The organism is Brevibacillus sp. MS2.2, assembly GCF_013284345.1.
Lineage (GTDB): Bacteria > Bacillota > Bacilli > Brevibacillales > Brevibacillaceae > Brevibacillus > Brevibacillus brevis_C.
In genome coordinates, this window is record NZ_JABSUZ010000006.1 from 115,567 (window position 1) to 138,992 (window position 23,426).

Here is a 23,426-nt window from a genome sequence, read left to right on the forward strand (position 1 = left end):
GGAACACCTCTTTACTATAAAAACTATTTTTGTTTTATCGGTTTTCTTGCAAATAGCGATATCGTGGTCTTTCCAAAGTTAGTGGAATGACCACGAGTCAATGTTACCTTTTATCCGCTGGTACCAGTCCGAACAAGAGGACATCTACGATGGCGGAAAGCGCCTCTGAGACTGTAATCTGGTTTTTCGTGTAAAAGCGCAGATCAAGTGTGGAATTAAGGGCATCGACAATCACCTTCAACATGAGTGTAACGTTCATATTGACGATTTGTCCTTCTCGAATCCCCTGTTCGATGAGTACGCGAAGCGTCTGCCAATCCTCGGATAAAGAAGCCTCGACCTGGGCATATTGCTCAGGATAATATCGCTTCATCTGTTCGAGGATGCGCAAATCATAAAATTCATAGTGTGTCGGTAAAACCATCATGACGCCTTTGATTTTATCGATAAGAGAGAGACTGTCGTCTGCGAGAATTTGCTGTGTTTTTTCATCGCCCTCTTCAAAGGACTGCTGAATGATTGTTTCCAGAATTTCTACCTTGGATGAGAAGTGCTCGTATAACGTGCGTTTGCTGATCCCGAGCCGCTTCGCCAAGTCATCCATGGAAAATTTCATGCCTTTATCGCGAATCTCTTCAATAAAACCTTTCATGATCCGGTTTTTAATTGCAATCGACCCCCAGCCAAAACAACGGAATAGAAAACTGTAAAAACAAAAATAGTTTTCTCTGTAACGCTATTTTACACAGGATGACAGAGCAATGCAAGTGGTGATCATGCTTTTTGTTTTGCAACCAAGTGGTCGATTATGGTATAGTAGGTGCCGAAATCGCGGTTGATTGCTTCACATCATTTGGAGGTGCCCCGTGTTTTTAGAGAAGCTGATGCCTAGTCAGTTCGTCGAATCAATCCATCACATTGACATAGATCAATTGAAACGAAATAACATCCGTGCGGTGATTACAGACTTGGATAATACCTTGGTGGAATGGGACAGGCCACATGCAACCGAGGAGGTCATCAACTGGCTTGCTCGCATGCATGAGGCAGGCATACAGGTCACTGTTGTCTCCAACAACAACAAGGAGCGTGTAGACCGCTTCTGTGCCCCCTTAAATCTCGGGTTTATTTATGCGGCCAAAAAGCCGACAAACCGTGCTTTTTTGCAGGCAGTGCGGCAGATGAATGTAACCATCGCTGAGACTGTTGTCATTGGCGATCAATTGTTTACCGATGTGCTGGGAGGAAATCGATTAGGATTTCATACGATCCTGGTTGTTCCTGTAGCCCAGACGGATGGTTTTTGGACCCGCTTTAATCGTCAGATGGAGCGTGTGGCCCTTATTTGGATGGAGAGGAAAGGAATGGTTTCGTGGAGGAGAAAAGCATGACGGAACAAATGCATGGCTCTTGTGCTGGATGTGGGATTGCCATTCAGACAGCAGATGCAAAAAAGCCTGGCTATGCACCTGAATCCGCGCTTGGCAGAAAGGTAGTCATTTGCCAGCGTTGTTATCGCATCAAGCATTATAATGAAGTAGCTCCCGTAGGAATGGGCGATGACGATTTCCTCAAGATTTTGGATGGCATCGGTTCTACGGAGTCTCTTGTCGTAATGGTAGTCGATATTTTTGACTTCCAAGGCTCTTGGCTCAAGGGTTTGCCACGTTTTGTCGGGAAAAATCCGATTTTGCTCGTGGGTAACAAGGTCGATCTGTTGCCGAGAAACATCAACCTGAACCGCGTGCGCAACTGGATGCAGCACGAAGCAAAAGAACGCGGACTGCGCCCAGAGGATGTCGTACTCATCAGCGCGCAAAAAGGACTTCATATCGATGAACTGTTGAATCGCATTGGAGAGCTGCGCAAAGGTCGAGATGTTTATATTGTCGGTGTGACCAACGTAGGAAAGTCGACTATGATCAACCGCATCTTGCATGACTACGGTGCGGCTGAGCTTGAGATTACGACTTCGCCATTCCCTGGTACGACACTGGACAAAATCGAGATTCCGCTCGAGGATGGCCGCTCCATTTTTGATACGCCGGGAATCATTAATCGCGATCAGATTGGGCATATGGTATCCCCGACTGATCTGAGAAAGATTACCCCAACCAGCCGGATCAACTCCAAGGTGTATCAGCTCGATGATGGACAATCACTCTTTTTGGGTGGTTTAGCCCGTATCGACTTCGTACGCGGAGAGAGACAGCCGTTCATCATCTATGCCGACAACGACCTGTACATCCACCGGACGAAGCTGGAGAAAGCAGACGAGGTGATGCAAAAGCACCATGGAACCCTGCTGGTACCCCCAACAGGGGAGGAAGCTGCGAAAGCACTTCCACCATTTGTGAAGCACACCTTTAAAATCAACAAGTCCACCACGACGACTGACATCGTGATTTCCGGTTTGGGCTGGGTCAGCATCCAAGGAAAACACGAAGCGAGTGTTGTCGTGCATGCACCTAAAGGCGTTAGTGTTGGGATGCGCAAAGGGCTGATCTAGCTTAAGCAAGAAAAGTCGAGTTAGCCTTGCCCTTGCCATATGCTATAGAGAGACGTCGGGGAGGAAAAGCTCCATGATTACAAGCAAAACACAACTGGTTGGCCTGTTTGGACATCCAGTTTCCCACTCGCAATCACCGATGATGCACAATACAGCTTTTTCAGAGACCGGGTTGGGGTTTGCCTATGCTGCGTTCGATGTTGAACCGGAAAATCTGGAAGATGCCGTCGCAGGTATTCGCGCCTTAGGCTTGAAAGGGATTAACGTCACGATCCCCCACAAAGTCGCTATCATGCCGATGCTGGATGAAATCGATCCGCTTGCCAAACGAATCGGGGCTGTCAATACCGTCGTTTCTCGTGATGGACGCTTGATTGGCTACAACACAGATGGCATGGGCTATGTTCGTTCGCTTGTGGAAGAGACGGGAATCGTTCTTGAAAAGCAAGTGGTCACCATGGTAGGGGCTGGAGGCGCTGCTCGTGCAGTGGCGTTTACCTTGGCTGAACAAGGAGTCAAGGAAATTCGCATCATCAATCGTTCCCGGGAAAGAGCCGCAGTATTGGCTGAGCATGTCGGGACGATTGTACCTACGAAAATCGTAGAACAGGGCGAAGGGGCAGATGCTATCACAGACTCTTCGCTGTTGATTAATACGACATCGATCGGAATGCTGCCAAACGTACAGGAGACACCTGTGCCAGCAGAGTGGCTTCATTCAGATTTAACCGTTAGCGATCTGATTTATAACCCGCTCGAAACGCGTCTGCTCAAAGAAGCGCGTGCCATTGGTGCTACTGTTCATTCCGGAATCGGCATGTTCGTGAATCAAGGTGCACTGGCTTTCGAGCTGTGGACGGGCGAACGAGCACCAACTAGGGTTATGCGTGAGGTCGTCTTGCAACAATTAAAGAAAACAACCTGATAGGCAGGATGTAAAAGGAGGCATTGCCGATGTTGACCGGCAAGCAAAAGCGCTTTTTGCGCGCAGAAGCACATCATCTCACCCCCATTTTCCAAGTAGGAAAAGGCGGCGTAAACGAAAACATGATTACGCAGATCAAAGAAGCGTTGGAAGTACGTGAATTGATCAAGGTAGCGATTTTGCAAAACAATAATGACGATAAACATCAAGTGGCAGAAGATCTGGCAGCAGGTGCTGGAGCAGAGCTTGTGCAGTTGATTGGCCATACGGTTGTCTTGTACAAAGAGTCCCGGGAGAACAAGACGATCAAGCTGCCATAATTGACCTGCATGCGATGAGACAGCCAATCAAGCAAGTAGGGATCATGGGAGGAACGTTTGACCCGATTCATTGCGGGCACTTGCTGGCGGCTGAACAAGCCAGAGAGCAAGCGGGTCTGGATGAAGTCTGGTTTATGCCTACACATGTTCCACCGCATAAAAAGAGAGAGAGTCTGACGCTGGCGCAACATCGCTTGCAAATGGTTCAGCTCGCCGTGTCTGATCACGAGGTGTTTCGTGTAACAGATGTGGAGTTCGCAAGAGAAGGTCCATCGTACACCTATGATACGATGGTTCAGCTCATCAGGCAGTTCCCGGATTGCCGGTTTTCCTTTATCATGGGAGGAGATATGGTGAAAATCTTGCCCAAATGGTACCAGTACCAAGAGCTGATTCATATGGTACGCTTTATAGGTCTAGCGAGGCCGGGAACCGAACTGGACCTGAAATCGAGCGAGGACGTCACAGTTGTGGAGATGCCTGTTTGGGACATTTCCTCCACGATGATTCGCGAGAAGGTAGCTGCCAGGAAAAGCATCCGTTATCTTGTACCTGATGCCGTGGAGCGCTATATAAAGGAGAACCGAATCTATGAGACTTTTGGATAATCGGGAAGAGCTTCTCGTTCGCGTACGGCAACAAATGCATGAAAAACGCTACAATCACACGCTGGGGGTGGCTGCGTCGGCTCGCGAGCTGGCAGAGAGGTTCGGGGCTGATCCTGACAAAGCCGAGCTTGCTGGACTGTTGCACGATTACTGTAAGTGCTGGCCTGTGGAAAAAATGTTCGAGATTCTCGTTCGTCACGATATGCCTACAGAGCTTTTGGAAGGGGAAAAGGAGCTGTGGCACGCCTTTGCAGCAGCCATTGTGATCCAGACTGACCTTGATGTAACGGATGCAGATATTTTACAAGCTGTTCGCTACCATACAACGGGTCGGGCTGGCATGTCCCTGTTAGAAAAAGTCGTCTGTGTGGCAGACTATATAGAACCAAACCGGGTTTACCCTGGTGTCGATTTTATTCGCGCCAAAGCCATGCATGATTTGGATGCCGCCCTGGCACTCGCCTTGGGAGGCACAATTCAATTTTTGATAGAGAAGCAAAAGACGGTTTTTCCGCTGACATTGACGGCATATAACGATTTGGTTTCCCGCAAAGGGAGAGAAGGAGGGTTTTAATGGTTAAAACAGTAGAAGATTTGGCCCAGTTGGTTGTGAAGGCGGCAGAGGACAAGAAAGCAGAGAACTTGAAGGTGCTCGATATTAAAAAGCTGTCCGTGATCGCAGACTATTTCATGATTTGCCACGGAAACAACGAGCGTCAAGTACAGGCAATTGTTCGCGAAATCCGTGACCAAGCCCACAAAAACGGCTTTGACGTCCGCGGTATCGAGGGAGCGGATGAAGGTCGCTGGGTACTGGTTGATCTGGGCGATATCGTCATTCACGTTTTCCATCGCGAAGATCGCGAGTTTTACAACCTGGAGCGCCTGTGGAAGGACGCAGAGGAAGTTTCCTTCAGCGCGCAAGGGTAAAGACAGATGGCATACGCACATATGGCCGCTGTATATGACAGGCTGATGGCGGATACTCCTTATGACCAGTGGCTCGATTGGGTTGAGCGTCAATGGACAAAGGGAGAGAAGCCTGTGCGGGTCATTGATCTTGGCTGTGGGACTGGCACGATTGCGATCCCACTCGCCAAGCGGGGATACCGTGTTACTGGAGTGGATCTCTCAACAGAAATGCTTGCAATCGCCTATGACAAAATGAGGCAGGAGCAAGTAGAAGTAGCGTGGGTGGAGCAGGATATGCGGGAGCTGTCCTTGCCCGAAGCCGATGCGGTCATCTCTTTGTGTGATTCCTTGAGCTATCTTACAGAGGAAGCGGATGTGCAGGAAACGTTCAAGCGCGTTTTCGCTCATCTCGCCCCTGGTGGGAGCTTTCTGTTTGATGTGCACAGTCCGTACAAGATGCTTCACATCTTCGGAGACGAGACGTTCACACATGTAGAAGATGAAGTTTCGTACATTTGGCAATGTTTTTGCGACCCGCTGCGACTGGAGGTAGAGCATCAGCTAACGTTTTTCATTCGTCAGCCAAACGGATTGTACGAGCGGATGGAAGAAGAGCATTGGCAACGGGCTTACCAGCCTGTCCAACTGATGCGCTGGCTGACAGATGCTGGCTTCACAGACATTGTCATCACCGCTGATTACTCGGATATGCCGCCACAAGAAGCGAGTGAGCGCCTATTTTTTTCAGCCCTCAAGCCGAAAAGTTTGACATGATTGGTTCGGATTGACTATAATGGCGTTATAACTACAGATTTCGACGCGTTTAAGAGGAATAGTAGGAATAGGATTCGAGCATTCACAGAGAGTTGACGGATGGTGCAAGTCAACCCGGATCTATCTGAACTCACCTCCCAGCACTTGCCCCCAAGGTCGTTCAAGCAATGACTGTGTAAGGGTGAGCGGCTTATCCCCGATACGGATGAAACAAGTGGGTGAATGCTTGTCATTTGCCAATCTGGGTGGTACCGCGGGAATGTAAACAACCTCTCGTCCCTTTCGCAATAGCGATCTGGGATGTGAGGTTTTTTGTTTTCACCTATTTTAAGATGGGAGTGCTTTACCATGGTATTCAGTCATCAAAATGTCGAAAAGAAGTGGCAGCAATATTGGGAGCAGAACAAGACCTTCAAAACCTCCGAGGATGAGGGTAAGAAAAAGTTTTATGCACTCGACATGTTCCCGTATCCATCTGGAGCTGGCCTGCACGTAGGACATCCGGAAGGCTATACGGCTACTGATATATTATCCCGCATGAAGCGGATGCAAGGTTACAACGTTCTCCACCCAATGGGTTGGGATGCGTTTGGTTTGCCAGCGGAGCAATACGCGCTCGATACAGGAAACGATCCGGCAGAATTCACCGAGCACAATATCAACACCTTCCGTCGCCAAATTAAGTCACTCGGATTTTCCTACGATTGGGATCGTGAAATCAATACGACCGATCAGAATTACTACAAGTGGACACAATGGATTTTTACGAAGCTGTATGAGCACGGTTTGGCTTACATTGACGAGGTAGCTGTAAACTGGTGCCCTGCTTTGGGAACAGTTTTGGCGAACGAAGAAGTTATTGACGGAAAAAGTGAGCGCGGCGGACACCCAGTAGAACGCCGCCCAATGAAGCAATGGGTCTTGAAAATTACTGCGTATGCGGAAAGACTGCTCGCTGACCTGGATGAACTGGATTGGCCAGAGAGCATCAAGGAAATGCAACGCAATTGGATCGGTCGTTCTGAAGGGGCAGAAGTAACCTTTGGTATCGAAGGTCATGACGAATCCTTTACCGTCTTTACGACTCGTCCAGACACGCTCTACGGAGCAACTTATGCTGTGCTGGCTCCTGAGCACAAGCTGGTTGAGCAAATTACGGTACCAGCTCAAAAGGAAGCAGTGGAAGCATACCTGGATCAAGCAAAGCGCAAGAGCGATCTGGAGCGTACCGATCTGGCGAAAGAAAAGACAGGAGTATTTACCGGAGCGTATGCAATCAACCCGGTTAACGGCGAGCGTCTGCCAATCTGGATTGCGGATTACGTGCTGATCAGCTACGGAACAGGCTCCATTATGGCGGTTCCAGCGCACGATGAACGCGATTATGAGTTCGCGAAAACATTCGATCTGCCAATCAAGCAAGTAATCGCTGGCGGAGATATCTCCAAAGAAGCGTATGCAGGCGACGGAGAGCACATCAACTCCGGCATGCTCGATGGTTTGAACAAAGAAGAGGCTATCAGCAAAATGATCGAGTGGCTGGAAGCGGAAGGCAAAGGAAATCGCAAAGTAACGTACCGTCTGCGCGACTGGCTGTTTAGCCGTCAACGCTACTGGGGTGAACCAATTCCGATTCTCCATCTGGAAGACGGCACGATGAAAGTCGTTCCAGAATCCGAACTGCCAATCGTATTGCCGAAAACAAAAGAAATCAAACCATCCGGTACAGGTGAATCGCCATTGGCAAACATCGCGGAGTGGGTAAACACTATCGATCCGGAAACAGGTATGAAAGCACGTCGTGAGACCAACACGATGCCACAATGGGCGGGTAGCTGCTGGTACTTCCTACGCTTCATCGATCCACACAATGACAAGGCATTGGCTGATCCAGACAAACTGAAAGAATGGCTGCCTATCGACATTTACATTGGTGGTGCAGAGCACGCGGTGCTGCACTTGCTCTACTCTCGTTTCTGGCACAAGTTCCTGTACGATATCGGTGTCGTACCAACCAAGGAACCATTCCAAAAGCTGTTTAACCAAGGAATGATTCTGGGTGAAAACAACGAGAAAATGAGTAAGTCCAAAGGTAACGTCGTAAACCCAGACGATATCATCAACAGTCATGGTGCCGATACACTGCGTATGTACGAAATGTTCATGGGACCACTGGATGCTTCGATCGCTTGGTCGACAAAAGGCTTGGATGGAGCACGCCGCTTCCTGGATCGCGTATATCGTCTGTTTGTGGGCGACAACGGTGAGCTGAACGAAAAAATCGTGGAAACCTCCAACGTGGCTGGCATGGAGCGCGTGTACCACCAAACGGTGAAAAAAGTAACAGAAGACTACGAGGGCCTGCGTTTCAATACAGGTATCTCTCAGTTGATGGTATTCGTAAACGAAGCGTACAAAGCAGAAGTTCTGCCGAAGAAATTCATGGAGGACTTTGTAAAAATGCTGTCTCCAATCGCTCCGCACTTGGGTGAAGAGCTGTGGGAAAAACTGGGTCACAGCGAGAGCCTGGCATATGCAGCATGGCCAACGTATGACGAAGCGAAGCTGGTTGAAGACGAGGTAGAAATCGTCCTGCAAATTAACGGCAAAAACAAAGAAAAGCTGCTCATCGCTTCTGATTCGACGAAAGAACAGATGGAAGAGATGGCGAAGAACAACGAGATGATTAAAGAGCTGATCGAAGGAAAAACGATCGTCAAAGTCATCGCTGTTCCAGGTAAACTGGTGAATATTGTCATTCGTTAAGAAAAGACGGCAAGAAATGAGAAGAGGAGTGGAGCCTGTGAGTGACAGGTATCCACTCCTTTTTTCGTAAGTGCGCTAATGCGGCTGATTGCTCAAATTTCGTGCAACCAGTTCCTGGTCCTCGGCAAACTTTGCTTGTGTGCGACGAAATACTTGGGCGAAAAGACCAGGAATACCGTCTTGCAAAGGAATCAGACCTTCCCCGGTAATTCCTCCGGGCACGCAGACTCTCTTTTGCAGAGTAGGGAGGGTGAATGCTTCTTCGCGTAAAAGATCTGCCATTCCAATTAACATTTGCGTGGTCATGTAAGTAGCAGCTTCTGTGGAAATGCTTGTTTCTTCAACAGCGTCTTGAATCATTTGCTGCAAAATATAGCTGATAAATGCTGGCCCACAACTGACAATGTCAGAAGTAATTCGTAAAAAAGGCTCCGAAATCTCAACAGGGGAGCTAATGTGCGCAAACAGACTTCGTATAAATTGACGTTGTTCCTCTTGGATTCGTGATCCGAATTCACATAAGCTGACACCACTCATTACGGCATTTGTTATAGAAGGAACGACTCTTGCAACCGCACAAGGAACGTGAGACTCCAAATCCGCAAGCTTGATCGGACTGGTGATCGTAATCAACAGGTGGTCTGGCGTTAAGGCAGGAGTAATTTGTTCCAGCATCACGCTATATTCCAGCGGCTTGACGCACAGCACGATCGTTGTAGCTTCTTTGACCAAATCGGCATTGCTGTGCGCGACAATGAGCCCGGGATGTTTTTCTGCCAGTTGCTGCGCCTTCGAAAGGGTTCTGTTGCTAATAATGACATGACCAGGGGTCAGCGCCTTGGCTGACAGCAATGATTCAATCAAGATACTGCCCATGCTGCCCGTACCAATGAACCCGATTCTATTCATGGGCATACCTCCCTCCAATATTCTTTTCTCATTCTATGTAGGAGTGCCTATGATCATGACCGGATGCTGAACACTCATGGTACCACCAGCCGATCCTTTATCCGTGCAAACATCTTCTCGCCAATTCCCTCAATCTGTTTCAAGTCATCCGCAGAACGAAATGGCCCTTGTTTTGACCGATAATCTATGATTGCCTTGGCACGAGCTTCACCAATCCCGGGAAGGCTCATGAGCTCTTCGACAGTTGCCGTGTTGAGATTAATGGCTGTGGAGGCACCAGTGGTGGATACGCTGGCAGCAGAAGCAGATTGTACGAGGCCAATGGTTGCGGTGACTGGCGGGGCTGCCCCTTTAGCCGGGATGACAAGAGCAGCTCCATCTGTGAGCGGCGCTGCCAAATTGATCTGGACAAGGTCAGCATCAGGCAGTGCTCCGCCTGCTTTTTCGAGGGCATTTGCGACACGCGCACCTGGTTCGAATTGATATAAACCGGGATTTTTCACTTGCCCTTTCACATCGACATAGAGAGGAGCGGGGAGTGGTTCCTTTTCTTTTTCCTTTTCCGGTGTCGCTTTTACAGGCTTGGCAGGTTGAGTAGCTGCTGAATCATCTGTCCCTTCTTTTGTTTCAACAGTCGATGCAGCATATGCAGGAGAATGCAACGGTAGTTCGTCAGTCTTATACGATTGGTCACGTTGATATAACCAATAGCTGCAACCGACAAACAGAAGAGCCGCAGTCAGCAAGATGAAACGACGATAACGCTCCCACCATTCCAGCACCATAACAAAAAACCCTCCGTCCTTTACATAGCAAAACGTTCATAGAGTGAACTTGTTCTCTATAAACGATGCTACGAAAAGTAAGAGAGGGTCTGCAAATCTATTTATTACGTTTTCGCTGTTAGCCGATATGCTGCAACGAATTTTTTTTGCGGCGAAGGTCTACATTCGGGCTGACATAAGGCTCAAAATTGTGCTTTTGCTCAATGAAGATTTGATGCCACAGCATGAAGACCAGGATCGTCCAGATTTTGCGACTGTAATCCGCATTGCCTTCGCGGTGTTCATCGAGCATGTACAGCACATAGGCCTTATTGATCAAATTATCCACCTTGGATTCGAAAATGATCTCTTTTGCCCATTTGTAAAATTCGTTTTTGAGCCAATGACGAGTCGGAACAGGGAAGCCCAGCTTCTTTCTCGTTTGGATCTCAGGTGGTAAGAAGTCTTTCATTGCTTCACGAAGCACGTGCTTGGTCGTGCCGTTGGCAATTTTGTACTTCGTTGGAATGGTAGCAGCGAATTCAAATACCTTCAGATCAATGAAAGGCACTCGCAACTCCAAAGAATTGGCCATCGTCATCTTGTCAGCCTTCATTAAAATGTTACCCCTGAGCCAAGTGTGAATGTCCAAGTATTGCATCTTGGTCACATCGTCATATTCGGAAGCGCGTTTGTAAATCTCTTCTGTAATGGTGAAAGGAGATACATACGATTCCGAACGAGTTATATCTTCCATGACGACACGCTTTTTCATCTCTTCACTGAAAATCAGTGCGTTTCCGAAGAAGCGTTGCTCAACCGTTTTCGATCCGCGGATGAGGAAGTTTTTCCCTTTTACCTGATCGGGGAGGCGTTCAGCCATGTATCCGATGGATTGGCGCATCCAGCCAGGCATCCCGGAAAACATTTTGAGAGAATGAGGCTCTCTGTAAATATTGTATCCGCCAAAAAATTCATCTGCACCTTCACCGGACAATACGACGGTTACGTGCTCACTCGCCATCTGCGCTACAAAATAGAGCAGGATGGCAGATGGGTCTGCTACCGGTTCGTCCTGATGCCAGATCAGTCGCGGCAATTCATCCATGTACTGCTTGGCGTTTATCACGCGCTCGAAATGCTCCGATCCCAAATACGCGGCGGTTCGCTTCGCATAATCGAGCTCGCTGTAACCAGGAATATCCGAGCCGACAGAAAAAGATTTGACTGGCTCGAATGTACGCAGCATCCCAACGATACTGCTAGAGTCAACGCCACTGGACAAGAAGGCTCCACGAGAAACTTCGCTAATCCGGTGTTTGTCGACAGATTCGAGCATGACGCTGCGCGTACCCTCAACAAAATAAGAGAACGGCTTGCTTTCATCGGGCTTGAATTCTACATCCCAGTACCTTTCGAGCTTGATCTGGTCGTTTTCAACCACGAACGAGTGTGCAGGCGGTATACGGTAAATACCAGCAAACATCGTTTCAGGATCAGGTACATATTGGAACGTCAAATAGTGATAAAAAGCGGTTGGATTCACTTCACGCTTGAATCCTGGCAGCTCCAGCAAGCTTTTAATCTCGCTGGCAACCCCGATCGAATCATTCGTCTCGACATAGTAGAGAGGCTTGATTCCAAAATGGTCGCGTGCCCCAAACAGACGTTTTTTACGGGAGTCGTAGATCGTAAAGCCAAACATCCCGCGCAAATGCTTAGGTGCATCTGTTCCTACCTCTTCATAAAGGTGTAGGATGGTTTCAATATCAGAATCGGTATGGAAAACGTGACCGATGTCCTTTAACCATTGCTGTAACTCTTTGTAATTGTAGATTTCACCGTTACCAATAATCCAGATGTCACGTGTTTCGTTAAACAGCGGTTGATGCCCGCCTTCCACGTCAATGATGCTTAAACGACGAAAGCCCAGGGCGATGTTGTCTTCAAGGTGAAAACCATCGTCATCTGGACCACGGTGCAGGATGACACCCGTCATTGCACTAATCGCTTCTTGTTGAACAGGCTTTTGCCGCTTGTTATAGAGTGATACGATTCCGCACATAAGAAATGACTCTTCCTCTCACTGGATTGCTCCTGCTAACTCTATCATGTATCGACAATCAGCGCAATCTCTTATGAGTGCCAGTAATTGACCTCGAAAACGCTGATTCTACAAGGGAATTAGCCTTTCTTCTTCTCTATTTTTGTCCCCATTCGGTTAGATATACTCCCTAAGGAGACCATGAATCGTTCGACAAAACGGTTCATGAAAGAACAAGATGGAGGGATTGCAGTGTCAGTTTGGATAGCAAGCTTAGTGATGATGATCGGCCTCATTTCCTCCGCCTATTTGCATCCTGCTTGGCTACTGTTGGCTGCAGGCGTATCATGGGCACTCGTTGCTTGTATCCCGTTACCGTACCGCAAATATGTTGCATGCTACTCACTGATTACTATTCTAGCAGGTCTCTTTTTTTATGGGTACGAGAATCTCCACACCTCAGAAGTGAAACCATTGGCACAAAAGGAGCAGAGGATTTGGATAGAAGGTGTCATTGATTCACCTGTGAAACGGGACGGGGATGTAGCGCGATTTTTTGTCACGATCACATCCTGGGGTGAAAATCAGTCTGATCAGTACGAGCATCAGTCTCTCGAAAAAATTGCGCTTCGTGTTAAGCTTGGTTCTTTCCAAGAAGCATCACAAATAGAGCAGTGGAGACGTGGTAGTGTGATCGTGGCTCCGATCCAACTATCCTTACCAGCTTCTGCGCGCAATCCTCATGCCTTCGACTACGCCAGCTATTTGTATTGGCAAGGTGTCCATGTCACAGGGGAAACAAACTATCAAGCGGTTGATATGACACCTGTTTTTTCTGTGACGGCGAGCTTTCAAGAATGGCAGGACTCAGGTGCCAAGCGAATTGAAGCATTATTTACAGATCCAGAAATAGCGGGTTACATGAAGTCGCTGCTGCTTGGTCTTGGACAAGAGGTGAATCCTGAGCTTGCGTCCATGTATTCGAATTTGGGCTTAAGTCATATCCTCGCGATTTCTGGTTTGCATGTGACAATGGTTAGCTCCATGTTTATGTGGTGTTTGGAACGGATTGGAATCAGACGCAGACTGGCGTTTGTCGTAACGATTTTGTTCTTGATCGGGTATGTGCTTCTGGTGGGAGCCAGCGCGTCCGCGATCCGATCTGGGCTGATGGGGAGTGTAGGTCTTCTCTGTCAAGTATTTGGAAAGAGGCTGGACGGCAAGGACGTCTGGGCAGGTGCACTGATTCTGATGCTGGTGGTGAATCCATATCAGCTATGGCATGTCGGTTTTCAGCTTTCCTTTGCGGTGACACTTGGTCTGATTATTTTTGTGCCATACAGCTTGCAAGTGTTTGTTCGGGTACCCGTCTGGATTCGTACACTTGTGGCGGTTACTTTGTCAGCTCAGCTCGTTTCTTTTCCGTTTCTCATCTACCATTTTCATTTGTTTTCACCTGTGTCTTGGCTGGTCAATTTGGTAGTGACGCCGATTCTCTCGGCTATAGCACTACCGTTCGGGTATATTGCGGTTGTCCTCGATTTCGTCCACCCGTTTTTGGCCGTGATCCCTGTTTGGGTATCGACGGCTATGCTGAAATGGATTCATCTCCCGCTGTTTGCCATTGAAAAAATGAGGCTCCCCTTCACATATTGGCCGCATCCTTCGTGGTGGTGGCTTGTTTTGTATACCTGCTTTTTAGGCGTTCTGCCCATTTTATGGAAGCTTGGCTATCATCGAAAGCGTGATATAATGCTTACTTTCGTTATATTTCTCTTGTTCATTGTAGCGGCTAGACAGCCGTTTTCAGGAGTCGAAGAAGTGCGAATTACCTTCCTTGATGTCGGACAAGGGGATTCCATCGTTGTCGAAATTGGTGATCAGAAGGTATACTTAATGGATGCAGGTGGGACAATGCAGTTCCCTGCTGCTGAACCATGGATGGAAAAGCGTGACCCATTTGAGGTGGGGAAAGACGTCGTTCTGCCGTTTCTGATGTCCAGAGGAATTGAGAAAATCGATCGTGTTATCATGACGCATGGCGATCTGGATCACATCGGGGGATTAAAATCGCTGATTTCTCATTTTTCTTTTGGAGAGGTATTGGTGAATGGAACAGCACCTTCCAAATTGGAGGGCGAGATTGTCCAGCTTTTTCGACAAGAAGGAGTTCCGATACTAACCGGGCTCCCGGGTCAATCATGGTCAGATGGGCCGGGAATCGAGTGGATGTGGCTGCACCCGGGTGAATCGACCTTCTCAGGAAATGATGCTTCCGTAGTACTCCAGCTAACGGCTTTCAACAAGACTGTATTGTTTACGGGTGACATTGAAAAGGATGGGGAAAGTCAGCTTGTTCAAAACGGTTTGACATCTGTGGATGTTTTGAAAGTAGCCCATCATGGGAGCAATACCTCGAGCAACGAAGAGCTCCTTGCAGTTACAGCACCAAAAGTTGCTGTAATCTCTGCCGGGGTGAAAAATCGGTACGGGCATCCATCGTCCGAAGTACTGCATCGCTTAAAAAAATCGGGTTCCGTCGTGTACAGGACTGATGTTCATGGAGCGATTACGCTGGTGATTACACCTGCGGGATTATATTGGCAGGCCCAAATATTGGATACATAATCTGTTTGCAACTTTTTCAATGAGCGAACCGTCTGTAGGGGGGAGAAGAGAATATGCATGAAGCAGAGTTGATCAGGATGGCGCAATCCGGGGATCATGACGCGCTAGTCGAACTGCTTCGATCTATTGAGACCTCCGTTTACCGAAGCGCTTATTACATTCTAGGGAACGAACAAGACGCGCTTGATGCCTCCCAGGAAGTCCTCATTCGAATTTATCGAAAGTTGGATACCTATCAGGAAAAAGCAAAGTTCTCTACCTGGGTACAACGCATTGTCAGCAACGTCTGTATGGATAAATTTCGCGCGAAGAAGGAAACGGTCTCAATTGACGAGCACGAGTTGATCATTCCTGATCGTAACAACGTAGAAGAAGAAATCCTTCTCACCGGGCTGTCGAATGACATCCAGGAAGCCATCGGAAGATTGCCAAAGCAATACCGGATGGTTGTAGTACTCCGCTATCTAGAGGATTTGTCCTATCAAGAAATAGCGGAGGCACTAGATTTGCCGCTTAACACGGTAAAGTCGTATTTATTTCGGGCTAGGCAACAGTTACAGGAGCTGTTGTACGACTACCAGAAAGGGGGGATCGGTTGATGACCAACGAAGAGATTTTTGAACTCATGCAGCGGGATCTGGATGGAGATCTGTTGGAGTCAGAGCAGCAACTGCTCCAGCGTTTGATCCAGAAAGATGCTGATCTGCAGCTTATGTACAACCGTTTGAAAGATGTGTCACAACAATTAGAACATCTGCCCCCTGTCGTACCTCCGTTCAGCATCGTAGATTCTATCCTGCCCAAGCTGGAGTCAGCCGCTGCAAAGCCTGCTGCGGTGAAATCTACGGTGAACGAGGAAATCCTGCCCACTCTGGAAGTTAAGCGCGAGTCGTCTTCACTGCCGGAATCAAAAAAGTGGAAGCGGATGAAAGTGTGGATGGCTAGTCTTGGCAGTACGGCCGTCGCTGCAAGCCTATTGGTTGGCATGCTGTTTTCGGGCGGTGATGGTAAGAAGCATGAAGTCGATTCGTTCCAGAACGGAACGGATATGACACCAGCGGTCGTGGAACCACCCAAAGTCCTTGGGCCAGATGCACCTACTCCTCCAAGCAATAATCCAATACCATCGAATTCTAAAGAGGAAGAGGACAAGACAAAAAAGTCTACTGGATCGGCTACTCAGACGAAGAGTAAAAAACCACCGGCAAAGAACGTTCAAAAGCAAACACCGCCACCGAAGAAAACGAATACGACGCCACCACAAAAGAAGCCAGTACCTCCAACGCCAGTATATACAGATGATAAGCCACCGGTATGGCCGATCGGACTGGAAGAGAATCCGGACAGAGAAGACAAAGAACCTGCTAATGACGATAAGGACGACGGCGGGGACAAGCAAGAGGAGAAAGACAAGGGAAAAAATAAAGATAAGAAAAAAGATAAAGATAATGACAACGACTAACTTTTTTCCGCGTATGGACTGGCACCGCTTGCGGGGATTTTGCGTATAGTACATTATCAAGCACCCCCTGCTTACCGTTTGGGGAGGAGGAATCCCGGGGCTTTTCCCTAAACGTTTACATAGAGGTGCCAACGGATGAAAAAACCGCTACCGATTCACTGGTGGCGGTTTTTTTTCGCTTTGCTCTGTTCAACATGTGCTATAATAACGCAGGTAAGAAGAAGGAAAGGGGAGAAAACGTATGCCACTCCTATCGGCTATTCGCGAAATACGGCAAAAACAATTCTCGCCGATCTACGTTTTATATGGTCCGGAGTCTTTTCTGGCCGAAGATTTTTTGGCGTTGGCTCGTAAAGAAATGGTTGATCCAGAATTTATGGATTTGAATATGAGTGTGTATGATTGTACCGAAACAGGATTGAGTGAAATTCTGCAAGATGCGGAAACCTTGCCGTTTATGGGTGAGCATCGATTGGTGATTGCCAGACAAGCCTACTTTTTAACAGGAAGCAAGCCTTCGACTAAGGTAGAAAGCGACCCGGATGCTCTGCTCGATTATTTGCAAAATCCGCCCCCCTACACCACACTTATTTTACATACAGAAGCCGACAAGCTCGATGAACGAAAAAAGCTGGTCAAAACGCTGCAGCAAAAGGCGAAAGTGATCCCTTTTCCGTTGTTAAAAGACGGAGATTTGTATGGCTGGGTAGAGCGGCAAGCAGGTAAATACGAGGCGAAAATCGATCGTCAGCAAGCCATGAAGCTTGTGGAGCGAGTGGGAGCCGAGCTGCGCCTTCTGAACAAGGAAATCGAAAAGATGGCCCTGTTTGTCGGGGTGGGTGAAAGCATCACGGATGACGTCATTGAGCTGCTTGGAGCACGTACGCTAGAGCAGGATGTATTCGCGTTGATTGAACAGGTCGCTTCGGGGAGATTGGACAAGGCACTCAGGATGATGTATGACTGCATGAAAACAGGAGAGGAGCCGATCAAGCTGCTGGCTCTCTTGGCGAGGCAGTTCCGCATGCTGTTGCATGTCAAGCAATTGGCTCCGCGTGGTTATTCGCAGCAACAGATGGCAGGCATGATTAAAATGCATCCCTACGCGGTGAAAAAAGCAATGGAGCAAGCGCGTCATTTTTCTGAGGAGTCGTTGAAAAAACTGCTGGGCATTTTGGCGGAAGAAGATTTTCGGATGAAGTCAGGGCAAGTGGACAAGCGTCTCGCCCTCGAATTATTCATTGCACGTGCACATGACGAACGAACAAAACGGTCGTGACGTTTTTTTACAGTAAAAAACCCCTAGAACACGATGTTCACGGGGTTTTTTGTGCTTGGTCTCTTACGCTACAGGAGCGCTCAGAACGTTAAGCTTTTTCATCAAACGAGACTTTTGACGGTTTGCTGCGTTTTTATGAATGAGACCTTTCGAAGCGGCCTTGTCCAGCTTTTTCACAGCCACCAGAAGAGTAGATTTCGCCAATGCTACATCGGAAGCAGCGACAGCTTTCTCAAAGTTCTTGATGGAAGTACGCAGATCAGACTTTTGAGAAGCACGGTGTGCGCGACGCTTTTCGATTGTTTTGGTGCGTTTAATCGCGGATTTAATGTTTGGCATGTGTGTCACCTCCTTAATACGACCATAGACATACAGTCATACAACAAAGTAATTCTAGCATGGGGCGAACCCATTTGCAAGAAAGGATTCGGAATAAAAATGAAGGATTCAAGCAAGCTAGTAGCAGGAACAAAATGGTCAGTACTTTTTTCACTTCGGATCAAAGGAGCTGATAACATGGCACATAACATTGATTTATCTGGTTATTCCATTCGTACGGATTTGGCCTTGGAGGCTCATGAGCTTGCCCAGCAGCAAAACCAGAGTGACATTGGGGGCGTTTGGCTGCAAGCTGACGACAGCGAGCCCAATGTGAAAGTAACGAGATTACATGTGGAAACAGAGGAAGCGGGGAAGGAAATCGGCAAGCTCCCGGGGCATTACCTCACGATTGAAGTGCCAAAGCTGCGGGATAATGATACATCGATTGAGGAGCAGGTAGCCAAGCGATTTTCCGTCGAATTTGCGATGTTTCTCAAACAACTGGGAATCACAGAGGACAAAAAGGCTCTCGTCGTTGGTCTCGGCAACTGGAATGTGACCCCGGATGCGCTTGGACCGATGGTTGTAGAAAATTTGTTGATTACACGCCATCTGTATACACTAGCGCCTGAAACCGTCGGGGAAGGGTATCGGGAAGTCAGTGCGCTATCACCGGGTGTCCTTGGGATTACGGGGATAGAAACAAGTGAGATCATTTTTGGTGTCGTAGAAAAAAGTAAACCCGATTTTGTCATCTGTATTGATGCTCTTGCGTCACGCGCTCTGCATCGGGTCAACACGACGATTCAAATATCGGATACAGGGATTCATCCCGGATCAGGGGTCGGAAACAAGCGGAAAGCGATTGATCAGGCGACACTTGGTGTGCCTGTGATTGCTATAGGAGTGCCTACGGTCGTTTTTGCTTCCACGATTGTAAATGATGCGATTACGTACTTGCTAGGGCATTTTGGACAATCGATGGTGGAGAGCAAGCGGGCGTTTAACAAACTGGCATTGAGTACGCTGCCGGAGCGTAAGGAACCGTATACGGAAGAGGATTTGCCTGACTTGGAATCCCGCAAGACATTCATGGGATTGGTAGGTTCACTGCCAGAAGAAGAGAAACGGCAATTGATTCATGAGGTCCTCCGACCGCTGGGACAGGATCTGGTTGTCACTCCAAAAGAAATTGATGATTTTATTGAAGGCGTGGCGAATGTGATCGCAACAGGTCTGAATCGCGCCTTGCACAGTGCCGTAAATGAAGACAATAGCGGATCATATACCCACTAAGTCACGAAAAGCTAGAGTGAGAGAGAAAAGCTAGAAAAGGGTTCTATCGTCTCTATGAGCCTCATAAGCTAAAGCATAGACAAGCGCGAGGGGAAGTTCTCCCTACGTGCAACCATGCTACAGCTAGAGGAGTGAGACAGATGGCGACCCTCATTCAACGCCAATTCGTTGTTCTTTCCTTTATAACTGCCTTCCTGTTTGTCATGACAGGAGTGCTTTCGCTCGGCGGGAACCGAATCGCAATTTCTTCCTCCGCCATTCAACAGGCCGCTTCTCATATTTCCAGTCTGGCGATTTTGGGGTGGATGGGGCAGGAGATTCCTGTTTTGTCCGAAACGGTGCAAGCACAGGCTGATGATCGCACGAATAGCGTAACGGGTTTTCTCTTTCGCTTGGCAACCAATATACAGCCGGGAGACTTGCGTAGCTTGCTAGGCAGGGAGCTCCCTGGGATGGTAACGACAGAGGATGCCAGGTTTGTCGTACAGGGAAAAGGAGCTTCTCTCGCAGATTTTTATTTGGAATATCCCGCCCATCCGAGACAGGTAGCGGATCAATCGCAAGTAGTTCCGATCGTAGAGCCAAAGCCGGAGGATACCACGAAGTCAGGCGAAACAAAGCCAGCTCCTGTCCCTAATTCAATCACGGACGGCAAAAAAATCGTTTACGTCTACAACTCGCACAATCGGGAATCGTGGTTTAGTGAGACGAAGCCGGTGGGAACCTCCGTCGATCATCCTACGAGAAATATATCGTTAATCAGCAAGCATTTATCAGAAGCGTTGAATGACAGAGGAATTGGTTCGGATGTGAGCACCGACGACATTTATCAGCAGCTGTTGAACAAAAAAATGCATTACTCCTTCTCCTACGCGGAATCTTTGCAAGTAGTCAAATCCGCAACGGAGAAAAACAAGGAACTGTACTACTTTTTCGATCTGCATCGAGACACGGCGCCACGAGAGCGCACTACGGTCACGATCAAAGGAAAAACGTATGGAAGAGTATTGTTCGTCATCGGAAAAAGAAACAAAAGCTACGAAAAAAATGAGGCGTTTGCAACAGAGCTTCATGAGTTGATGGAAAAAATGTACCCAGAGCTTTCACGTGGCGTGATGGAAAAAGGCGCAAAAACGGATCATGGCGAGTATAATCAGTCCCTCTCCCCGGGAAGTCTGTTAATAGAAATAGGTGGTACGGAAAACAGCGTGCAGGAAAGCAAGAATACGGCAGAAGCATTGGCTGATGTTTTCGCAGCCTATTATCAGCAAGCTGAAAAAGTAGGCAAAACAGTTTCTGACGAGCCTGCAAAGAGGTGACGGGCATGAACGTGACGATGAAGCTGACTGGACTGTTAATCATCTTGCTGGTCGGGGTAGTTCTGGGATTGCAAACGGCTGAGCGTGGAATATCCAAGGTGAGTGGAGTGCCTGAGGGGCAGGCTCAAACCTTTTCCATCAAAAAAGTGGATCAAGGGCAAGTGGAGATCGCGGTTATGGGCAAGCAAGTTCAAACTGCCAACCCGAAGGAAATGGTCAACTACGTCAGTCGGATTGGTTTGACTTTAGGTGGAAGCATTAAAAGTGGGGCGCAGAGTTTTGTCGATTGGGTTGGGAGTTTTTTTGAACCGTGAAAATGGTTTATGCGCAAAAAGAAGGGGTGCAGAAAGCCCCAGTGACAAAAGACCCGTACAGGCGGGTCTTTTGCATGTGACCACAGTTGCTTCATTCGATCTGCTCAAACAGTGCAAGTGAGGCTACATCAACAATGAAAGGGCTATCATAAAATTCTTTTAGATAATTTTCAAACGAGAGTGAAATATTCTTTTTAATCAGTAAAGAGATAATAGTTTGAATTTATTGTGTTGCGAAAAAATTGAATAAATGTCATAATGTCTACTGAAAGGTCTATTTTGGAAGTATATATCGGTGAGAGAGGTGAGCCACGTGTCACATCCTGTCCTACAAATCGAAAACCTGCAAACGCACTTTTTCACGGACCGCGGCCAAATCCCTGCCGTTGATGGCGTGACGATCACGGTACAAAAAGGAGAAGTAGTCGGTATCGTAGGCGAATCCGGCTGTGGAAAGAGCGTTACCTCCCTTTCCGTTATGAAGCTAGTACCCAATCCCCCAGGGAGAATCGTGGGAGGTTCGATTAAATTCAAGGGGGAGGACCTCGTATCTGTCGACGAAAAGCGAATGAGAGACATCCGCGGGAATGAAATTGCGATGATCTTTCAGGAGCCGATGACGTCATTAAATCCGGTGTTTACGATTGGAGACCAGATAGGAGAATCAGTCCGATTACATACGAAGGCGAGCAAAAAGGACGCAAGAGCACGTGCCATTGAGATGTTGAAAAAAGTCGGAATTCCTCGAGCAGAAGCCATCGTTGATGAATACCCGCACCAGCTTTCCGGGGGGATGCGACAGCGCGTCATGATTGCGATGGCAATGGCTTGTAATCCGGAGCTTTTGATTGCAGACGAGCCTACTACAGCGCTCGACGTGACGATTCAAGCGCAGATTTTGGACCTGATGCGTCAACTAAACCGGGAAGCAGACACAGCCATTCTCCTCATTACCCACGATCTTGGGGTCGTTGCGGAAATGTGTCACCGCGTCGTGGTGATGTACGCAGGAAACGTGATTGAACAAGGCGATGTTCGTACGATCTTAAAAAATCCAAAGCATCCTTATACGATCGGCTTGTTGAATTCGTTGCCCAAGCTCGAAGGATCACAGGAGCGTCTCTATTCGATTCCAGGCAACGTCCCGATTCCGGGTTCGCTTACTGTCGGATGCCGCTTTGCACCTAGATGCGATAAAGTATCAGACCGATGCCGCAGTGAGATGCCAGAATTAAAAGTGGTAGGGGACAATCACCTTTCCCGCTGCTGGCTGACCGAATAACCCGAGAGGAGCATGCAGGTGGCTGAAGATCTTCTGATCGTAAAAAATTTGAAAAAATACTACCCAATCACAGGCGGTGTTCTTGGAGGGGAAGTAGGCGTAGTAAAGGCGGTAGATGATGTTTCGTTTACCGTTAAAAGTGGAGAAACTTTGGGGCTGGTAGGTGAGAGCGGCTGTGGAAAGTCCACGACGGGACGTTCCTTGCTGCGACTGATTGAACCGACCTCCGGTGAAATCAACTTTGACGGTACAGATGTCATGTCGCTTTCCACAGATGCGATGAGAAAGATGCGACGTGACATGCAAATTGTCTTTCAGGACCCGTTTGCTTCGCTTAACCCTAGACATAATATTGAAAAAATTTTGGAAGAGCCTTTGATTGTACATGGTTTGGGTTCTTCGGCAGAGCGAAAAAAGCGTGTGCAGGAAATGCTGGAGATCGTTGGTCTGAGCAGCTATCACGCGAGCCGCTATCCGCATCAATTTAGCGGAGGACAGAGGCAGCGGATCGGCATTGCGAGAGCGCTGATGCTCAAGCCCAAATTGATCGTTGCGGATGAGCCTGTGTCTGCACTGGACGTATCCATTCAGTCGCAGGTGCTCAATCTCATGCAGGATTTGCAACGCGAATTCGGCCTTACATACTTGTTCATTGCCCACGATTTGAGTGTCGTGCGTCATATCAGTGATCGGGTAGGCGTGATGTACCTTGGCAGAATTGTCGAGCTGACGACAAGTAGCCAATTGTATTCCAATCCGCTCCATCCGTACACGAAAGCGCTACTGTCGGCGGTACCTTCACCAGACCCTGATGCGGTACGTGAAAGAGTTATCCTCCAGGGAGATGTGCCGAGCCCTGCAAAACCTCCAAGTGGCTGTACATTCCATACGAGGTGTCCCCATGTAACAGAGGAGTGTCGTACTGTGCGTCCAGAATTTGCGGACACAGGCGACGGTCACTTTGTTGCTTGTCACTTATACAAGTCCTAATCGA

General features: G+C 48.1%; 23 protein-coding genes and 1 other annotated feature. Of the genes, 18 read left to right on the top strand and 5 right to left on the bottom strand.

The window, feature by feature from the left end; translation table 11 throughout:
• Nucleotides 1-103: 103 nt before the first annotated feature.
• Nucleotides 104-652 carry a TetR/AcrR family transcriptional regulator gene (locus HP568_RS07470; protein WP_173628766.1) on the bottom strand — a complete coding sequence of 183 codons (549 nt, stop codon included), beginning with the start codon at nucleotides 650-652 and terminating at the stop codon, nucleotides 104-106.
• A 214-nt stretch (nucleotides 653-866) separates the two neighbouring features.
• Here HP568_RS07470 and HP568_RS07475 point away from each other — a divergent pair, with 214 nt between their 5' ends.
• From HP568_RS07475 to leuS, 9 genes are all read left to right on the top strand, one after another.
• The gene (locus tag HP568_RS07475; protein WP_012685700.1) at nucleotides 867-1,391 is read left to right on the top strand and encodes a YqeG family HAD IIIA-type phosphatase; all 525 of its coding nucleotides are present in this window, start codon (nucleotides 867-869) and stop codon (nucleotides 1,389-1,391) included.
• A complete protein-coding gene (gene yqeH / locus HP568_RS07480) occupies nucleotides 1,388-2,509 on the top strand; it encodes a ribosome biogenesis GTPase YqeH (RefSeq protein ID WP_048032234.1) in 1,122 nt (373 codons plus the stop codon). Before HP568_RS07475 ends, yqeH begins: the two co-directional genes overlap by 4 nt.
• A gap of 73 nt (nucleotides 2,510-2,582) precedes the next feature.
• Nucleotides 2,583-3,434, top strand: coding sequence for a shikimate dehydrogenase (locus HP568_RS07485; RefSeq protein WP_173628767.1), 852 nt, complete (start codon nucleotides 2,583-2,585; stop codon nucleotides 3,432-3,434).
• A 29-nt stretch (nucleotides 3,435-3,463) separates the two neighbouring features.
• Nucleotides 3,464-3,754 (top strand): ribosome assembly RNA-binding protein YhbY, encoded by a 291-nt coding sequence (yhbY, locus tag HP568_RS07490; RefSeq protein WP_007727776.1) that lies wholly within the window; start codon nucleotides 3,464-3,466, stop codon nucleotides 3,752-3,754.
• Between the two features lie 14 nt (nucleotides 3,755-3,768).
• Nucleotides 3,769-4,362, top strand: a complete 594-nt coding sequence (locus tag HP568_RS07495) for a nicotinate-nucleotide adenylyltransferase (RefSeq protein ID WP_173628768.1) — start codon at nucleotides 3,769-3,771, stop codon at nucleotides 4,360-4,362.
• Nucleotides 4,346-4,936 carry a bis(5'-nucleosyl)-tetraphosphatase (symmetrical) YqeK gene (gene yqeK, locus HP568_RS07500; protein ID WP_048032237.1) on the top strand — a complete coding sequence of 197 codons (591 nt, stop codon included), beginning with the start codon at nucleotides 4,346-4,348 and terminating at the stop codon, nucleotides 4,934-4,936. The genes HP568_RS07495 and yqeK overlap by 17 nt, the downstream gene beginning before the upstream one ends.
• Nucleotides 4,936-5,292, top strand: a complete 357-nt coding sequence (gene rsfS, locus HP568_RS07505) for a ribosome silencing factor (RefSeq protein ID WP_047072622.1) — start codon at nucleotides 4,936-4,938, stop codon at nucleotides 5,290-5,292. The genes yqeK and rsfS overlap by 1 nt, the downstream gene beginning before the upstream one ends.
• Before the next feature lie 6 nt (nucleotides 5,293-5,298).
• Complete coding sequence (locus HP568_RS07510) at nucleotides 5,299-6,048, top strand: class I SAM-dependent DNA methyltransferase (protein ID WP_173628769.1); 750 nt, start codon at nucleotides 5,299-5,301, stop codon at nucleotides 6,046-6,048.
• 39 nt (nucleotides 6,049-6,087) lie between these two features.
• Nucleotides 6,088-6,332, top strand: a binding site (T-box leader).
• A 64-nt stretch (nucleotides 6,333-6,396) separates the two neighbouring features.
• The gene (gene leuS / locus HP568_RS07515; RefSeq protein WP_173628770.1) at nucleotides 6,397-8,814 is read left to right on the top strand and encodes a leucine--tRNA ligase; all 2,418 of its coding nucleotides are present in this window, start codon (nucleotides 6,397-6,399) and stop codon (nucleotides 8,812-8,814) included.
• 75 nt (nucleotides 8,815-8,889) lie between these two features.
• Here the strand turns inward: leuS and comER are convergent, their stop codons facing one another.
• The 3 genes from comER to asnB all read right to left on the bottom strand — a co-directional run bounded on the left by comER (nucleotide 8,890) and on the right by asnB (nucleotide 12,552).
• On the bottom strand, nucleotides 8,890-9,723 hold the full coding sequence (gene comER, locus HP568_RS07520; protein WP_173628771.1) for a late competence protein ComER: 834 nt from the start codon (nucleotides 9,721-9,723) through the stop codon (nucleotides 8,890-8,892).
• 74 nt (nucleotides 9,724-9,797) lie between these two features.
• Nucleotides 9,798-10,508, bottom strand: a complete 711-nt coding sequence (locus HP568_RS30105) for a ComEA family DNA-binding protein (protein ID WP_173628772.1) — start codon at nucleotides 10,506-10,508, stop codon at nucleotides 9,798-9,800.
• A 118-nt stretch (nucleotides 10,509-10,626) separates the two neighbouring features.
• Complete coding sequence (gene asnB / locus HP568_RS07530) at nucleotides 10,627-12,552, bottom strand: asparagine synthase (glutamine-hydrolyzing) (RefSeq protein ID WP_048032242.1); 1,926 nt, start codon at nucleotides 12,550-12,552, stop codon at nucleotides 10,627-10,629.
• 204 nt (nucleotides 12,553-12,756) lie between these two features.
• Between asnB and HP568_RS07535 the strand changes: the two genes are divergently transcribed.
• The 4 genes from HP568_RS07535 (at nucleotide 12,757) to holA (ending at nucleotide 17,900) form a co-directional block, all read left to right on the top strand.
• Nucleotides 12,757-15,159 (top strand): DNA internalization-related competence protein ComEC/Rec2, encoded by a 2,403-nt coding sequence (locus HP568_RS07535; protein WP_173628807.1) that lies wholly within the window; start codon nucleotides 12,757-12,759, stop codon nucleotides 15,157-15,159.
• Between the two features lie 53 nt (nucleotides 15,160-15,212).
• A complete protein-coding gene (locus HP568_RS07540; RefSeq protein WP_012685711.1) occupies nucleotides 15,213-15,758 on the top strand; it encodes an RNA polymerase sigma factor in 546 nt (181 codons plus the stop codon).
• Complete coding sequence (locus HP568_RS07545; RefSeq protein ID WP_048032244.1) at nucleotides 15,758-16,621, top strand: anti-sigma factor family protein; 864 nt, start codon at nucleotides 15,758-15,760, stop codon at nucleotides 16,619-16,621. Before HP568_RS07540 ends, HP568_RS07545 begins: the two co-directional genes overlap by 1 nt.
• Nucleotides 16,622-16,862: 241 nt before the next feature.
• Nucleotides 16,863-17,900: a DNA polymerase III subunit delta gene (gene holA / locus HP568_RS07550; protein WP_048032245.1), complete on the top strand. Its 1,038-nt coding sequence runs from the start codon at nucleotides 16,863-16,865 to the stop codon at nucleotides 17,898-17,900.
• Between the two features lie 63 nt (nucleotides 17,901-17,963).
• Here holA and rpsT read toward each other — a convergent pair whose 3' ends face one another.
• Nucleotides 17,964-18,239, bottom strand: a complete 276-nt coding sequence (rpsT, locus tag HP568_RS07555) for a 30S ribosomal protein S20 (protein ID WP_012685714.1) — start codon at nucleotides 18,237-18,239, stop codon at nucleotides 17,964-17,966.
• A 177-nt stretch (nucleotides 18,240-18,416) separates the two neighbouring features.
• Between rpsT and gpr the strand changes: the two genes are divergently transcribed.
• The 5 genes from gpr to HP568_RS07580 all read left to right on the top strand — a co-directional run bounded on the left by gpr (nucleotide 18,417) and on the right by HP568_RS07580 (nucleotide 23,422).
• A complete protein-coding gene (gene gpr, locus HP568_RS07560) occupies nucleotides 18,417-19,517 on the top strand; it encodes a GPR endopeptidase (RefSeq protein WP_048032246.1) in 1,101 nt (366 codons plus the stop codon).
• A 140-nt stretch (nucleotides 19,518-19,657) separates the two neighbouring features.
• Nucleotides 19,658-20,836 (top strand): stage II sporulation protein P, encoded by a 1,179-nt coding sequence (gene spoIIP / locus HP568_RS07565; RefSeq protein WP_048032247.1) that lies wholly within the window; start codon nucleotides 19,658-19,660, stop codon nucleotides 20,834-20,836.
• Between the two features lie 5 nt (nucleotides 20,837-20,841).
• A complete protein-coding gene (locus HP568_RS07570; protein WP_007727739.1) occupies nucleotides 20,842-21,150 on the top strand; it encodes a YqxA family protein in 309 nt (102 codons plus the stop codon).
• A 313-nt stretch (nucleotides 21,151-21,463) separates the two neighbouring features.
• Nucleotides 21,464-22,432 carry an ABC transporter ATP-binding protein gene (locus HP568_RS07575; RefSeq protein WP_017247685.1) on the top strand — a complete coding sequence of 323 codons (969 nt, stop codon included), beginning with the start codon at nucleotides 21,464-21,466 and terminating at the stop codon, nucleotides 22,430-22,432.
• An 18-nt stretch (nucleotides 22,433-22,450) separates the two neighbouring features.
• Entirely contained in the window at nucleotides 22,451-23,422 is a 972-nt protein-coding gene (locus tag HP568_RS07580; RefSeq protein WP_048032248.1) for an ABC transporter ATP-binding protein, read from the top strand.
• Nucleotides 23,423-23,426: the final 4 nt, after the last annotated feature.